This is a genomic window from Paenibacillus sp. alder61, from assembly GCF_020179875.1.
Classification (GTDB): domain Bacteria; phylum Bacillota; class Bacilli; order Paenibacillales; family Paenibacillaceae; genus Fontibacillus; species Fontibacillus faecis.
Genome location: NZ_JAIUDG010000004.1, coordinates 131,780 through 145,306, shown reverse-complemented (window position 1 = coordinate 145,306; position 13,527 = coordinate 131,780). Strand labels below are relative to the sequence as shown.

At 54.7% G+C, this 13,527-nt stretch carries 14 protein-coding genes and 1 riboswitch; of the genes, 8 read left to right on the top strand and 6 right to left on the bottom strand.

Annotated features, from left to right (window positions below; all coding sequences use genetic code 11):
- Positions 1-147: 147 nt before the first annotated feature.
- Genes LBW89_RS05570 through LBW89_RS05560 form a run of 3 tightly spaced genes read right to left on the bottom strand, consistent with a single transcriptional unit; the run spans position 148 to position 3,414 of the window.
- Positions 148-1,299: an ABC transporter permease gene (locus tag LBW89_RS05570; RefSeq protein WP_225038725.1), complete on the bottom strand. Its 1,152-nt coding sequence runs from the start codon at positions 1,297-1,299 to the stop codon at positions 148-150.
- Complete coding sequence (locus LBW89_RS05565) at positions 1,292-2,467, bottom strand: ABC transporter permease (protein ID WP_225038724.1); 1,176 nt, start codon at positions 2,465-2,467, stop codon at positions 1,292-1,294. The genes LBW89_RS05570 and LBW89_RS05565 overlap by 8 nt, the downstream gene beginning before the upstream one ends.
- Before the next feature lie 11 nt (positions 2,468-2,478).
- The gene (locus LBW89_RS05560; RefSeq protein ID WP_225038723.1) at positions 2,479-3,414 is read right to left on the bottom strand and encodes an ABC transporter ATP-binding protein; all 936 of its coding nucleotides are present in this window, start codon (positions 3,412-3,414) and stop codon (positions 2,479-2,481) included.
- Positions 3,415-3,627: 213 nt separating this feature from the next.
- Here LBW89_RS05560 and LBW89_RS05555 point away from each other — a divergent pair, with 213 nt between their 5' ends.
- Together LBW89_RS05555 and LBW89_RS05550 are read left to right on the top strand one after the other, a co-directional pair.
- Entirely contained in the window at positions 3,628-4,785 is a 1,158-nt protein-coding gene (locus LBW89_RS05555; protein WP_225038722.1) for a sensor histidine kinase, read from the top strand.
- 76 nt (positions 4,786-4,861) lie between these two features.
- Complete coding sequence (locus tag LBW89_RS05550; protein ID WP_213508002.1) at positions 4,862-5,521, top strand: response regulator; 660 nt, start codon at positions 4,862-4,864, stop codon at positions 5,519-5,521.
- Positions 5,522-7,190: 1,669 nt separating this feature from the next.
- Here LBW89_RS05550 and LBW89_RS05545 read toward each other — a convergent pair.
- Entirely contained in the window at positions 7,191-7,400 is a 210-nt protein-coding gene (locus tag LBW89_RS05545; RefSeq protein ID WP_148455476.1) for a cold-shock protein, read from the bottom strand.
- A gap of 120 nt (positions 7,401-7,520) precedes the next feature.
- Positions 7,521-7,721: a cold-shock protein gene (locus tag LBW89_RS05540; protein WP_009223993.1), complete on the bottom strand. Its 201-nt coding sequence runs from the start codon at positions 7,719-7,721 to the stop codon at positions 7,521-7,523.
- A gap of 239 nt (positions 7,722-7,960) precedes the next feature.
- Positions 7,961-8,071, top strand: a riboswitch (TPP riboswitch).
- A gap of 157 nt (positions 8,072-8,228) precedes the next feature.
- Here LBW89_RS05540 and LBW89_RS05535 point away from each other — a divergent pair.
- Genes LBW89_RS05535 through LBW89_RS05520 form a run of 4 tightly spaced genes read left to right on the top strand, consistent with a single transcriptional unit; the run spans position 8,229 to position 11,208 of the window.
- Positions 8,229-9,257: an ABC transporter substrate-binding protein gene (locus LBW89_RS05535; RefSeq protein ID WP_225038721.1), complete on the top strand. Its 1,029-nt coding sequence runs from the start codon at positions 8,229-8,231 to the stop codon at positions 9,255-9,257.
- Between the two features lie 52 nt (positions 9,258-9,309).
- The gene (locus LBW89_RS05530; RefSeq protein WP_148455474.1) at positions 9,310-9,603 is read left to right on the top strand and encodes an MTH1187 family thiamine-binding protein; all 294 of its coding nucleotides are present in this window, start codon (positions 9,310-9,312) and stop codon (positions 9,601-9,603) included.
- A complete protein-coding gene (locus LBW89_RS05525; protein WP_225038720.1) occupies positions 9,600-10,370 on the top strand; it encodes an ABC transporter permease in 771 nt (256 codons plus the stop codon). Before LBW89_RS05530 ends, LBW89_RS05525 begins: the two co-directional genes overlap by 4 nt.
- A 16-nt stretch (positions 10,371-10,386) precedes the next feature.
- On the top strand, positions 10,387-11,208 hold the full coding sequence (locus LBW89_RS05520) for an ABC transporter ATP-binding protein (RefSeq protein WP_225038719.1): 822 nt from the start codon (positions 10,387-10,389) through the stop codon (positions 11,206-11,208).
- Between the two features lie 51 nt (positions 11,209-11,259).
- Here LBW89_RS05520 and LBW89_RS05515 read toward each other — a convergent pair whose 3' ends face one another.
- The gene (locus LBW89_RS05515) at positions 11,260-11,874 is read right to left on the bottom strand and encodes an HD-GYP domain-containing protein (protein ID WP_225038718.1); all 615 of its coding nucleotides are present in this window, start codon (positions 11,872-11,874) and stop codon (positions 11,260-11,262) included.
- A gap of 146 nt (positions 11,875-12,020) precedes the next feature.
- Here LBW89_RS05515 and LBW89_RS05510 point away from each other — a divergent pair, with 146 nt between their 5' ends.
- Together LBW89_RS05510 and LBW89_RS05505 are read left to right on the top strand one after the other, a co-directional pair.
- Entirely contained in the window at positions 12,021-12,809 is a 789-nt protein-coding gene (locus LBW89_RS05510) for a TatD family hydrolase (RefSeq protein WP_225038717.1), read from the top strand.
- Between the two features lie 102 nt (positions 12,810-12,911).
- Positions 12,912-13,496, top strand: coding sequence for a metalloregulator ArsR/SmtB family transcription factor (locus LBW89_RS05505; protein ID WP_148455465.1), 585 nt, complete (start codon positions 12,912-12,914; stop codon positions 13,494-13,496).
- Positions 13,497-13,527: the final 31 nt, after the last annotated feature.

Genomic DNA, 13,527 nt, shown 5'->3' with positions numbered 1-13,527 from the left:
TGTTGTCTATAATAGTTCCAAGATAGTAGATTTTGTGAACACTTGCAATCTTTTTTCTTTAAATCGCCGCAATTGGAGCGGTAAAACCCAAAAACAGGCTGTCCGCGCGAAATTACAACGCGCGAACAGCCTTGCGTAAGCGGCGGATTAACCGGCGGCATTCGTCTCGGCGGGCCGAAGAACCGAAGAGCCGATGGCCAGCAGGATTAAAGCCATCAAACCCAAAATCAGGAGCGGTAAGGTAATGGTGTGAAGCCCCCCTCCCACCGACAGTTTCTCGATAGCTTCAATCGCCCATTTTTGCGGCACGAAGTTCGCGGCCTTTTGCATGAAATCGGGCATATAGGTGATCGGCCAAAAGCAGCCCCCGAGCATGCAGGTCGGCGTGATGATCAGACTGTTCAGCATCCCGACATTTTGCGGATTCCGCATGATCCCCGCCACCGCGCTGGCGATGCCCATCGCTACGAGCATAAAGGCGGCCAGCACAATAAAATGAAGCAGCGGCGGTACATCATAGTCGTATTTCAATACATAACCGCTGAAGATCAGCACAAGGGCAATTTGGGAAATCCCGACGGTAAAGCTGCCCAGAAAATGGCCCAGCGTAATTTCCCAGGCTCTAACCGGCGCGCTGAACATCCTGGCCATGGTCCGGCGACGGCGTTCCTCCAAGATTTTGCTGACGGTGCTCCCTACCAGATTCATCAGAAACATCAGGGTAAAGCCGGTCACTACATTCAACCCCGGCTTCGGATACAGCTGAAGGTCGGTCTTGGAGGGGCTGACGGCGTGTTTCTTCGTCTGGTTCAGAACCGCGCCTAAAGCTTCCCGAATGTCTTGAGCCTGTGCCGATGACACCAGTCCTGCTGTGGACGCCGCTCCCCGCACCAGCTCTTCCAAAGTCAGCTTAAGCGTGTACGTGCCCTCGCTCACCTTTAATTCAAACATGGACAGCTTCGGTTTTTGCCCGGCCAAAAGGGAGTCCGTAAAGCCGGAGGGGATAATAAAGCCGGCCGCCGCCCGATTCTCGGTAACCTCTTCCCGCAATGCTTCTTCGCTCTCCGCTTCCTTCAGCGAATAATCCGGTTTCGCGGCCAGCTCCTCCAGCAAATAGGCGCCGGCCTTACCGTTGTCTTCATTGACATACACAATTTGAACGCCGAAGGTCCGCTCTTGTCCGAACAAGGAAACGGCCAGGGAAATCACGATGCAGGGCAGAAGGATATGCATGATAATTCCCTTTTTGGTCCCGACGGTCTGCCTGATCATATTCCAGGCTATGGTCAAACTATTCATGGTAGCCCACCTTCCGGTACGTAATTATGCCGATCAGCATCAGGACGCCGCCGAATATGCCGAGCATCAGAATATGATGGCCTATCAACGCCGGGTCGGCCCCCAGCATGATGCGGAGCAACCCCTGCATCGCCCAATGGTTGATCGTAAAGTCTCCGAGCCGCTGAATCAGATCCACCGGAATCGGCTGAAAACCTCCGCTTAAAAAGGTCATGATCACCGCGACGATTTGGACCAGCGTTCCGGCGGTCGCCCCCGACTTGCACCAAAGGGAAGCGATCACGGCGATCATCATGGAGCAGAGAATAACCAATCCGCAAATCGCCGCCAGATAGAACGGATGATTTCCCCATTCCACACCGTAGAGCCAGGAGGTGCCGAATATAATCACGGCCGCCTGCAGCGATGTGACCAGCCCGTTCCCTATGATTTTCCCCGCGAAAATCGACAGCCCGCCGATCGGCATGGACCCCAAACGGTACAAAGTCCGGTTGTCGATTTCGCTCCGCAGGCTCTCGTTGACCATGAGCCCGGAGTAGAGAAGAAACATGATCAGCATCGAGACGGCGTAGTATTGAAAAGCGGAATAGGATGCCCCGTGTTCACTGAGCGGCGCCATCTCCACAAACCCGGAGTTCTCCGCCTGCTGGACCTGTTTCATCGCCGCGGTAACGGCATGCGGTCCGAGTACGATCGCTGAGGCCTGCATCCGGTTCACTTCATCCAGATAGGCGTCGAAAATCATTTCCGCCACGTGATTTTTGGTCTGATCCTTGCCCAAAATATACTCCCATTCGGCAGTTTCCCCCCGGGTTACCCTTGCTTCGAAATCCTCCGGAATCACAACGGCAAAATCGCTTTTGCCCGAACGAAGCGACGCCTCCGCCTCGGCTCGGTTCGCCGCTGGGTCGACACGCAGCGTCTCCTTGATTTCGGGATTGCTCAGAAAGGCTTCCAGCCCCAGATCAGGCCCCCCTTCCGCCGTGGATCTCACCAGATGGACGCTGACTTGCTCCAGAGTCTGATCCCCGCCCGAATTGAACATCGGCGACAGGGCGTTTCCCAAGATGAAGATCAGCAGCAAGGGAAGAAGAAACAAGTTGAACAGCACAACCCTTGCGCGAATCAGTTTTCGAACTTCAAACGCGATGATCGTCGTTAATCTCATGCTAATCCCCCCTAGTCCCGCAGCTTGCGCCCGGTCAGGTTCAGGAACAGCGTTTCCAGCGTCGGTTGTTCGCAAACCACGGAATGAATCACGGCGTCATGCTTGGCACAGATGTACAAAATATCCTGGAGATCATTCTGCGAAGAAGGAGTGTACAGCTCAAGGTCCTGCTCCTGATGAAGCACTCGTGTGATTGTGGGATGCATCCGCAGCTCCACAAGAACCTCTTCCCGGATTCCCGTCGCTCTCATCTTGATCTTTTCCTCGCCGGAAACCCGTTCACGCAGCTCCTCCTGCGTTCCGCAAGCAATGACATGCCCCTGATCCACAATGGCTACCCGGTCGCATATCGCCGAGACTTCCTCCATGTAATGACTCGTGTAAATGACGGTGGAGCCCATCCGGTTCAACTCTCTGACCGATTCCAAAATATGATTACGCGACTGCGGGTCGATCCCTACCGTCGGCTCATCCATGATAATCAGTTTGGGGTGATGCATAATCGCGCATGCGATGTTTAGCCGCCGCTTCATACCGCCGGAAAAAGTCTTCGGCAGTTCCTTGGCCCGGTCCTCCAGACCGACGAAGGCCAGCGCCTCCGCTACCCGCGCTTTTAATTCCCGCCCGCGCAGCCCGTACAATCTGCCGAAGAAAGCCACATTGTCGGCGGCGGGCATCGACTCGTAAAGCGCCAGATCCTGCGGCACCAGCCCGATTCTCCGTTTGACCTCAAGCGGTCTTTCCTTGACCGAAAGGCCGTCGATACGGATATCTCCCTGGTCCATCCGCAGCAAACCGACCATCATATTGATCGTCGTGCTTTTTCCCGCGCCGTTGGGACCGAGAAGCCCGAAAATTTCCCCCTCTTCAATCGTTAAGCTTAGGTGATCAACGGACACCTTATCTCCATAACGCTTTATCGCGTCCTTCACTTCAACCAATGCCATGCGTCTCCCTACCTTCCTGTGTCGTTGCCTTTTCTTGACTTTAATTGTATCAGCCCCGTCTTCCCGGTGAAGGTACGGATCGTCATGACCTGAGGGTGACAAAAGTCACCTCCTATCCAAATTCGCACCGGCCCGCCTATCCCCCAAGCAGGTTCGTGCTATAATTGAGCCAGCGAAATCCGAAGGAATCCCGAATATAAGGACTGGAATGATATGCCCAAAAAAACCCTGTTCATCTTCATCCTCGGCTTTACCTTGATTCCATGCTTCTTTCATATTTATGTACTGCCCGATAAGGAGGGCTACAGTAGGTACCTGTTGCAGGTTCTGATCTTGCTTAACCTTTTTGCGGCATCCCGGTTCGTCTCCAGGGAAGCACCGCTGACGGGGTTCTCCGCCGTATTAATCTTGTACGCGTCATGGCTCGCCCATGTCTATGGCGGTATGATCAACATTGTCGCCGCGAGTCCGGTGCTGCTGTACTTCCAACTCCCGCGTCCAGGGCTGCGATTTACGCTGGCCGGCTTTCACCTGCTGGCCTTCAACTACGCCGTGCGGGACCAACCCTTGGAATGGATCGTCACGGGCAATTTGATGATGCTTGCCTTCGCCGTCCTTCTGTCCCTCCTGCGGGAGTCCGCCTTGACCAGAATGCATGCGGATCATCAATTCGATGCCTTGCGTAAAAAACACTATGAACTGGACGAAGCGAGAAACCGCCTGCTGGTCTTCACCAAACAGGTCGAAGGCGCCGCACAGGCCGAGGAACGCAACCGGATTTCCCGGGAGCTGCATGACGAGGTCGGCCACCGTCTGATCCGGGCCAAAATGATGATGGAAGCCGCCCTGCAGGTCATTCCCGGCGATCCGGACAAAGGCATGGGCCTGCTGCTGCAAATCCGTGACCAGCTGTCCTCCGGACTCGATGAAATGCGGGCGGCCGTTCGTCGGATCAGACCGGCCGGCGAAGCGGCAGGCATCCTTTCTTTGCGGCAAATGCTGGAGGAGGTCGGCAGGGAGACCGGGGTCCGCACCCGGCTGACGCTTGAAGGCGATCCCTGTTCCCTGTATCCCAGCCAGGAGCTGATTCTGTACAAAAATGCCCGGGAGGCCATTACCAATGCGCTGAAACACGGTCGGCCCGAAACGGTCGACATTGTGATCGCCTACGATGCCCGGGAAATCACCATGGCCGTAAGCAACGACGGCGCCCTTCCCGGCCAGGTGCCACCATCGCAAACCGGCGGCATGGGCATGCAGGGGATGAAAGAGCGCTGCGCCTTGGCCGGCGGAAGCCTTGATGTCGTGCTTGAACCGATGTTTACGGTAATTACAAAACTACCGGTGACGCAGCGCTCGGGGATCATTTAAGTTACAGAGCAAGATACAGGTGCGGTACATAGATGAGGATCATCAGAGAAAAGACATCAAAAGGGGAGGACCCGATATGCCAAATTTAACTTTATTTATTGTGGATGACGATCCCTTTATCCGGGAGAGCTTAACCCTACTCATCGGCATGGATCCGGACATCGAGGTGATCGGTTCGGCCGGGAACGGAGCCGAAGCCGCCGAGCGGTTGCAGACCGGCGGAACGGTGCCGGATGTGGTACTTATGGATATCCGCATGCCGGAATGCAATGGAGTAGAAGGAACAAAAAGAATCAAGGCGCTCTTTCCGGACGTCGCGGTACTTATGCTGACGACTTTCGATGACGATGAATTCATCCTGGAGGCGCTTCGCAACGGGGCGAGCGGCTATTTGCTCAAAAACATTCCGCCCGACCGGATCATTCAGGGCATCAAAACCGTTCACGGCGGGAACATGTTGATTCACCCGGATATTGCGCGGAAGCTGACCGGTCTGCTGCGCCCTACTCCCGCCCCTCCCGCCGACGACTGGCTCCAACGCGCCGGATTGACGGCGACCGAGCACAACGTGCTCCGCCTGATCGCCGACGGTTTGTCCAACAAGGAGATCGCCGGCCAGCTGTTTCTGAGCGAGGGAACGGTCAAAAATTATGTGACCGACATTCTCGGCAAGCTCGAAGTCCGGGATCGCACGCAGCTCGCGATCCTGTACTGGAAGGGGCGAAGCGGGGCTTAGCGTGCTGGATTGGGCGGGCGCGCGCTTCCCCGGCCGGCCGCGAAGCATGAACGCACGTCACCTGCCCGGCCTTATTCACCTAGCCGACTTATTTACCTGCCTTGCCTATTCACCTGCCCTGCCTATTCACCTGTCCGGCCTTATTCACCTACCTGGCCTAACTCACCTGCCCGCTTATTCACCTGTCCGGCCTCACTCACCTGCCTGACCTTATTCACCTACCCGACCGGACCCTTTTCGGATCTTCCCGGACCCTCCCGGTTCTTGGCCTTGGGCCGACCGCAAGCATGAACGCACGTCACTCGGCGGCGCTAACGGTCACGGTCTCTAACGGACATAATAGACGCTATTTCGCAATAATCCGCACTTTCGGAATTCTAACGGAAATAATAGCGCCTATTTCCCCCACTTCCCACCGAAATGACTCGGTTTCTCCGAAATAGCGGCTACTGCGTCCGTTAGAATCTGAAATCGGCCCATTTGGACGAAATAGCCGCTATGGCTTCCGTTAGATTTTTTCGGCCGGGCCCAAGAGGGTCCGGCCTTATTCACCTACCTGGCTAATTCACCTGCCCTGCCTATTCACCTGTCCGGCCTTACTCACCTGCCTGACCTTATTCACCTACCCGCTTATTCACCTGTCCGGCCTCACTCACCTGCCTGGCCTAATTCACCTACCCGACCGGACCCTTTTCGGATCTTCCCGGACCCTCCCGGTTCTTGGCCTAGGGCCGACCGCAAGCATGAACGCACGTCACTCGGCAGCGCTAACGGTCACAGTCTCTAACGGACATAATAGGCGCTATTTCGCAATAATCCGCACTTTCGGAATTCTAACGGAAATAATAGCGCCTATTTGCCCTACTTCCCACCGAAATGACTCACTTTTTCCGAAATAGCGGCTACTGCGTCCGTTAGAATCTGAAATCGGCCCATTTGGACGAAATAGCCGCTATGGCTTCCGTTAGATTTTTTCGGCCGGGCCCAAGGAAGGTCCGGTCTTATTCACCTGCCTGGCTAATTCACCTGCCCTGCCTATTCACCTGTCCGGCCTTACTCACCTGCCTGACCTTATTCACCTACCCGCTTATATACCTGCCCGGCCTTATTCACCCACCGGACCCTTTTCGGATCTTCCCGGACCCTCCCGGTTCTTGGCCTTGGGCCGACCGCAAGCATGAACGCACGTCACTCGGCAGCGCTAACGGTCACGGTATCTAACGGACATAATAGGCGCTATTTCGCAATAATCCGCACTTTCGGAATTCTAACGGAAATAATAGCGCCTATTTGCCCCACTTCCCATCGAAATGACTCGGTTTCTCCGAAATAGTGGCTACTGCGTCCGTTAGAATCTGAAATCGGCCCATTTGGACGAAATAGCCGCTATGGCTTCCGTTAGATTTTTTCGGCCGGGCCCAAGGAAGGTCCGGCCTTATTCACTTGCCTGACCTTATTCACCTGCCGCTTATATACCAGCCCAGCCTCACTCACCTGCCCGGCCTCCAAAGGGAGGCTGGCCGCCCCAAGTCCGCGCAAACGCGCCGGGCCGTGCTCCGCCCCGGTCAAGGCTGCGTCCAGCTCCCGCTCCCCAAAACATAAAAGCCGCCCCCCGAACATACACGGGAGGCGGCTTTTAGATCGCATGCTATATCAGGTTGGAGCGTAATTACCGGTCCACTTTGACGGCATTGGTGTTAACCAGCTGCGGGAGCATCTTCATCCCTTTCGCCATTTCCGAGGAGCACAACGGACATACCGGAACATAATTAAACGCAAAGTTATCCCTCATCCATCCGTTGCAATCCTCACTCATGCAAGACCATACCGGCGTGTTCTCCTCAGGAATTTCTTCAATCGTTTTTTTACGGTAGTTCATGGTTACCTCCTAAGATAATAGTTTGGCTTTGGCGAGATCCCCAACCTTTAAACTATATGCCGTTTGGGTAAAAATAAAAACTGCTCTTAACGCACGCGTTAAGAGCAGCCCATGCCTGCATTACAGTTTTACGACGTTCTCGGCTTGCGGTCCGCGGTTGCCTTGAACAACGTTAAATTGTACACGTTGGCCTTCGTCAAGCGTTTTGAAGCCTTCGCCTGTGATCGCGCTGAAATGAACGAAAACATCGTTTCCGCCTTCAACTTCGATAAAGCCGAAGCCTTTTTCTGCGTTGAACCATTTTACTGTTCCAGTTTCCATAGTGAATTACCTCCTGTTTAAAGATTAACATGCTCCTTTTTTACATAAAAAAATTCACACATTGAAAAAAGTTCATTTTAGAAATTGACACTCTTTTCAATACGTGAATATCACTTCTTAATTCTTCAGTTGATCTCATTATACTCCCCTCCGAACCAAAATGCAAATCCCAAAGAAAGCCTTTACCAAAACTGGACATAAACCGGGGCCGCGTCTATAATGACTATTGTAATCCGCAGTTTATAGTTCAGGGGAGCTGGAAAAGGCCGGCTGAGATTGTATCCCGCAAGATACTGACCCTTAAACCTGATCTGGGTAATGCCAGCGTAGGAAGAAAGCTTTAGCATGGGCTTATTGTCATTTTCCATGAACCTACGCGTCCCGATCCGGGGCGCTTTTTTTGTGCCGACAGGAGAAGAACGGGGACGCCACCATATCAGATTATTCGGAACTTCACATGAACGTGACTGCGGAAATTCATATTCCATATCAAAGGAGAGAATTTCTGTGAAGCAAAATTCCTGGCCGCTGCTCGCCTTGTGCGCCCTGCTGCTCACTTTAACGGCTTGCGGGCAGTCCGCCGGCAAAACCGCGGAGACTGGCTCAGCCGCATCCGGCGCGAAAACGGCCGAAAAGCCGCGCGATGTCAAAATCGTGCTCGATTGGAGCCCGAACACCAACCATACAGGCCTTTACGTAGCCAAAGAACAAGGCTACTACGAAGAAGAAGGGCTGAACGTGGATATCGTTCTGCCAGGGGCCGGAGGCGCTGACGCCATGGTCGCGTCGGGGGAGGTGCCTTTCGGGGTGAGCGTGCAGGAGAACGTCACTCAAGGGCGCATTCAGGGCGTTCCGCTGGTCTCCATCGCCGCTGTCATCCAGCATAACACCTCGGGCTTTGCCGCGCCTGCCGACAAGGGGATCAAGACCCCGAAGGACTTTGAAGGCAAAACCTACGGCGGCTGGGGCTCCCCGGTCGAGGAAGCCGTCATGAAATCGATTATGGACCAAAGTGGGGCCGACGTCGGCAAAGTTAAATTCGTCAATATCGGAGAGGCCGATTATTTTACCGCGGTCAAACGGGACATCGATTTCGCCTGGATCTTCTACGCCTGGACCGGCATTGAAGCCGAACTGCGCGGCGAACCGCTGGATATGCAGTATGTGAAGGACTATTCGAAACAACTGGATTACTACACCCCGGTCATCGTGACGAACGAGAAGACGATCGCGGACGATCCCGAGCTGGTCAAAGCCTTCATGCGCGCCACCTCCAAAGGTTACCGCTATGCGATCGAGCATCCGGAGGAATCCGCGGAAATGCTGCTGAAAGCCGTTCCGGACCTGGACAAAGATCTCGTTGTGGCCAGCCAAAAATGGTTGAGCCCGAAGTACCAGGAGGATGCCGCCCGCTGGGGGGAACAAAAGCGCGAGGTTTGGCAGAATTACTCCGACTGGATGCATGAACGCGGATTGCTGGAAAAACCGCTCGACACGGACAAAGCGTTTACGAACGAATTTTTGCCGGAATCATAATCAGTAAGAAACCCATAACCACCAATTCGGATCATGGAGAGGATGAAACCGTATGCCAAACGCACTGCTCAGCATTCAAATCATTCCCAAAACCCCGAACGGAGAAGATGTCATTCCGTACGTGGACCGCGCCATCGAAGTCATTCAGGCCTCCGGCGTCAAATATCAGGTCAACCCGCTCGAAACGACCATGGAAGGCGATTTGGACGAACTGCTCTCTATCGTGAAACAAATGAATGAAGCCGTTGTCGATTTCGGGAGTACGGGCGTTATTTCCCAGATTAAAATCTCTTTCAATCCGAAGGGCGTCAGCATGGACAAGCTGACCGAGAAATACCGTCCATGAAGCTCCGCCGGCTCTGGAACCATGCATGGCCGCCCTTAGTGGCGGTCATCCTGTTTTTATTCCTGTGGCAAACGGCGACCTCCCTGTTTCACATTGAAAAGTGGATTCTCCCAAGCCCGTCTGATATCGCAAGGGAAGCCGCCGCCAACCCGTCCGGACTGTGGGAGCATACACAGGCCACCTTGGAACTCATGATCCTCGGTTTTGCGATCGGAACGGGATTCGGCCTGCTTGTGGCCTGTTTGCTCCATTATGTCCCGTTTTTGAAATCATCGCTGTACCCTCTGATCATTCTCAGCCAGAATGTGCCTACCATCGCGCTGGCTCCGTTGCTCATGATCTGGTTCGGTTTCGGCATACTGCCCAAAATTATCGTCATTACGCTGGTCTGCTTCTTCCCGGTCGCCGTGGCGGCGATGGACGGATTGACCCGAACCGACCGCGTGATGCTCGACTATATGCGGATGACGGGGGCTAGCCGGAGCGAGATTTTCCGCAAGCTGGAGATCCCCCATGCGATCCCTTCCATGCTGTCCGGCGTCAAAATAGCCGCCACCTATAGCGTCATGGGCGCGGTCATCGCCGAATGGGTCGGCGCCGAGAAAGGCATCGGCTACTATATGATGCTGCAGAAGGCTTCCTTCCGCACCGACCGGATTTTCGTGGCCATCGCCATCATCGTGGCCGTCAGCCTGGCTATGTTCGCCATCATCGCTCTGCTGGAAAAATGGCTGGTCCGCTATAAACCGGCTAATGACGACAAATAGAAAGAGGTGTCAAGCAATGACGCATACGGTCCAATCGCCGCTCACCCAACCGCTGCCAGCCCAGTCGCCGGCCCTTGAGGTCAGGGAGCTTCGCCTCTCTTTTCGCGAGCGGCGGAATACCCTCCCCGTCCTTGACGGAGTCTCCCTCGCCGTGGCCAAGGGGGAATTCGTTTCGATCATCGGTCCGTCGGGCTGCGGCAAAAGCACGCTGTTTCATGTCATCGGCGGCCTGTTGAAACCCGATGCGGGAAGCGTAATAGCGGGCGGAGCCGAAGTCACCGGGCAGCGGGGCTTAATCAGCTATGTGCCGCAAAAGCCGGCCCTCTTCCCTTGGCGGACTACGCTCGACAACGTGCTGCTGGCCCGGGAAATTTCGGGCGGCGCAGGCAAGGAAGCTCTCGCCGAAGCCAAGGAATGGCTGGTCAAGGCGGGACTCGGCGGCTTTGAGAAAGCCTATCCCCACATGCTGTCGGGCGGTATGCAGCAGCGGGCCGCTTTTCTCCGCGGACTGCTGGCCCCCCAGGAAGTGATGTGCCTGGACGAGCCCTTCAGCTCGCTGGACGAACTGACCCGTACGGAGATGCAGCACTGGCTGCTGGATTTGTGGGAGGCCCGGCGCCGCTCGGTTATCCTGATCACGCACAGCATCGAGGAGGCGCTGATGATGTCGGATACGATTTATTTGCTCTCCAACCGACCGACCCGGGTGATTCACCGGATCGAGGTCCCTTTTCCGCGGCCCCGCCGGGAGGAACTGACGGAGGACACCGCTTTTCTGAGGCTCAAAAAAGAGATCGGCATGCAAATGAGAGAAGAACAACGTAAGAGGCCAAACTGACCGCGGTTTCCCCGGTCCGTTTGGCCTTTAAGCTATTATGTATAAATGGATTCAGAGTGAAAATATGCTTAATGTCTCGATCGGCAGCTTGACCATGGCATGTACGACGTCCGGATCAAACTGAACATTGGCGTATCGGATTAACTCCAGCCTGGCTTCGCTCACCTGAATGCTCCGACGGTACACCTTATTGGAGGTCATGGAATCAAACGCGTCAATCACCGCGCAGATGCGGGCGCCCAAAGGGATTTCCTCGCCGCTTAATCCGTCCGGATATCCTCTGCCATCCCATCTTTCGTGGTGATGCCGAATGATCTGCACGATTTCCTTGGAGAATCCCGGATTGCTCTCCGCCATCCTGGCACCAACGATCGGATGCTGCTTAATCAAATCCCACTGGCTGCTGGTGAAGGGCTCCCTTTGCGTCAAAGTCTCCCGGGGAATGACCGACTTTCCGATATCGTGTAAAAAACAGCCTCTCACCAGCTGTCTCGTTTCTTCATCACTCAGTTCAAGAGGCTCCGCGATTTTCTCGGCCAGCATGGCGACCCGCGAAGAATGATAATAGACTTCGGGGTGCTTATGAAGCAGTATGCGCAGCCACATCGCGGCATCCGGGTCTTGGTTTAGATTTAAGCGTTCAATATGTAGGTCGGAATCGTTCACCGGCTTACGCCTCCTAAAACTTGGAAGTCCTGTCATGCATCATTAACATTATAGGTCAAAAGTTGCGAACTGACTAGGAATAAAGTGATAATACCCTTAAAAATGAAGTTTTTAAATCCTTTTTCGCAGATAAGGAGAAATTCGTGATGATTGACGCCCATATCCACCTGGATTTATATGAGGAGCCCGAACGAACCCATCTGCTGCGGGAAGCGCAACAACGAGGGATCGAAGGATTGATCGGCGTCTCCATGCACCTGGATTCCTGCCGGAGCAACCTGGCTCTGGCGGACCAGTACCCCGGACTCATCCACCCGGCCTTCGGCTTTCATCCGGAGCAGCCCCTTCCTTCGCCCGAAGCCGAAAGGAAGCTGTTCCAATGGATGGAAGCCCATGCCTCCCGAATGGTCGCGGTCGGTGAAATCGGGCTACCTTATTACACCCGGCAGGAAATGAAAAAGCGCGGGGAACCCACGGAGGCCTTTCCCCTGGAGTCGTATCTCTCCTTCCTCGACCGTATGCTGGATCTCGCGAAGCGCCTCGATAAGCCGGTCGTGCTCCACGCCGTTTACGAGGACGCCGAATTGGCCTGCGATCTTCTGGAACGGCACGGCATCGCGAAGGCGCATTTCCACTGGTTCAAGGGCGCCAAGCCCACGATTCGCCGGATGGCCGAGCGGGGATACCTCATATCTTTTACCCCCGATCTGTTGTATGAAACCGAAATCGCCGCGCTGGCCCGCTACTATCCGCAGGACCTCGTGATGGCGGAAACCGACGGCCCCTGGCCTTTTGAAGGGCCTTTTGCCGGACAGCCTACACGGCCGGACATGATCCGCGAGGTAGCCCAGGCCTGGGGCCGGCTGCATGGTCTCTCCTATGGAGAAGCCGCGGACAGGTTGACGGAGAACACCCGGGCTTTTTACCGGATATAGAAGTAAAACTTGAGCATGCGATGTCTATTGACAATCGCTGCTCCGCGTGAAATAATTTGACATATATCTAATTAGTTGAATATCAAAAAAGGAGGCCAACGAATGCAGCTCGACCGCATCGTTCAATTTCATAAAACGGTAGGCGACGTGACGCGAATCCGGATCATCGCGCTTCTTAAGAACGGCCCGCTTCACGGGCAAGCTTTGGCGGGCAAGTTGGGGGTCTCGCCGCCCACGGTAACCCACCATATGACCAAATTGCGGGAAGCCGACCTGATCTACGAACGCCGGGATAAGAACACGATTTATTTTTATCTCAACGAAAAAAGCCTCGCTTTGCAGGCTCGGGCCATCTTAACCGTCGGAGACGGAGGCGCCGACGCAAGCGGGGATCCGGGGGGTGAGAAAACATTGGACCGCATGGCGGTACTCCGTAACTTTTTTACCAAAGACGGCCGGTTAAAGCACTTGCCCGCTCAGCAAAAGAAGAAGCGTATCGTGCTGGAGCATTTGATTCAGGGCTTGGAGCCGCACCGAAAATACGCCGAGAAGGAGATCAACGAATACATTCTCAAATTCCACGAGGATTTTGCCACGATACGCCGGGAATTTATTATGCACCAGTATATGTACCGGGAAGACGGCATTTATGAGCTAAATCCGCCGGAACTGTGGGAGAAGCCTTGAGCCGTGCCATCCGGCGCGAGGATAGATATAG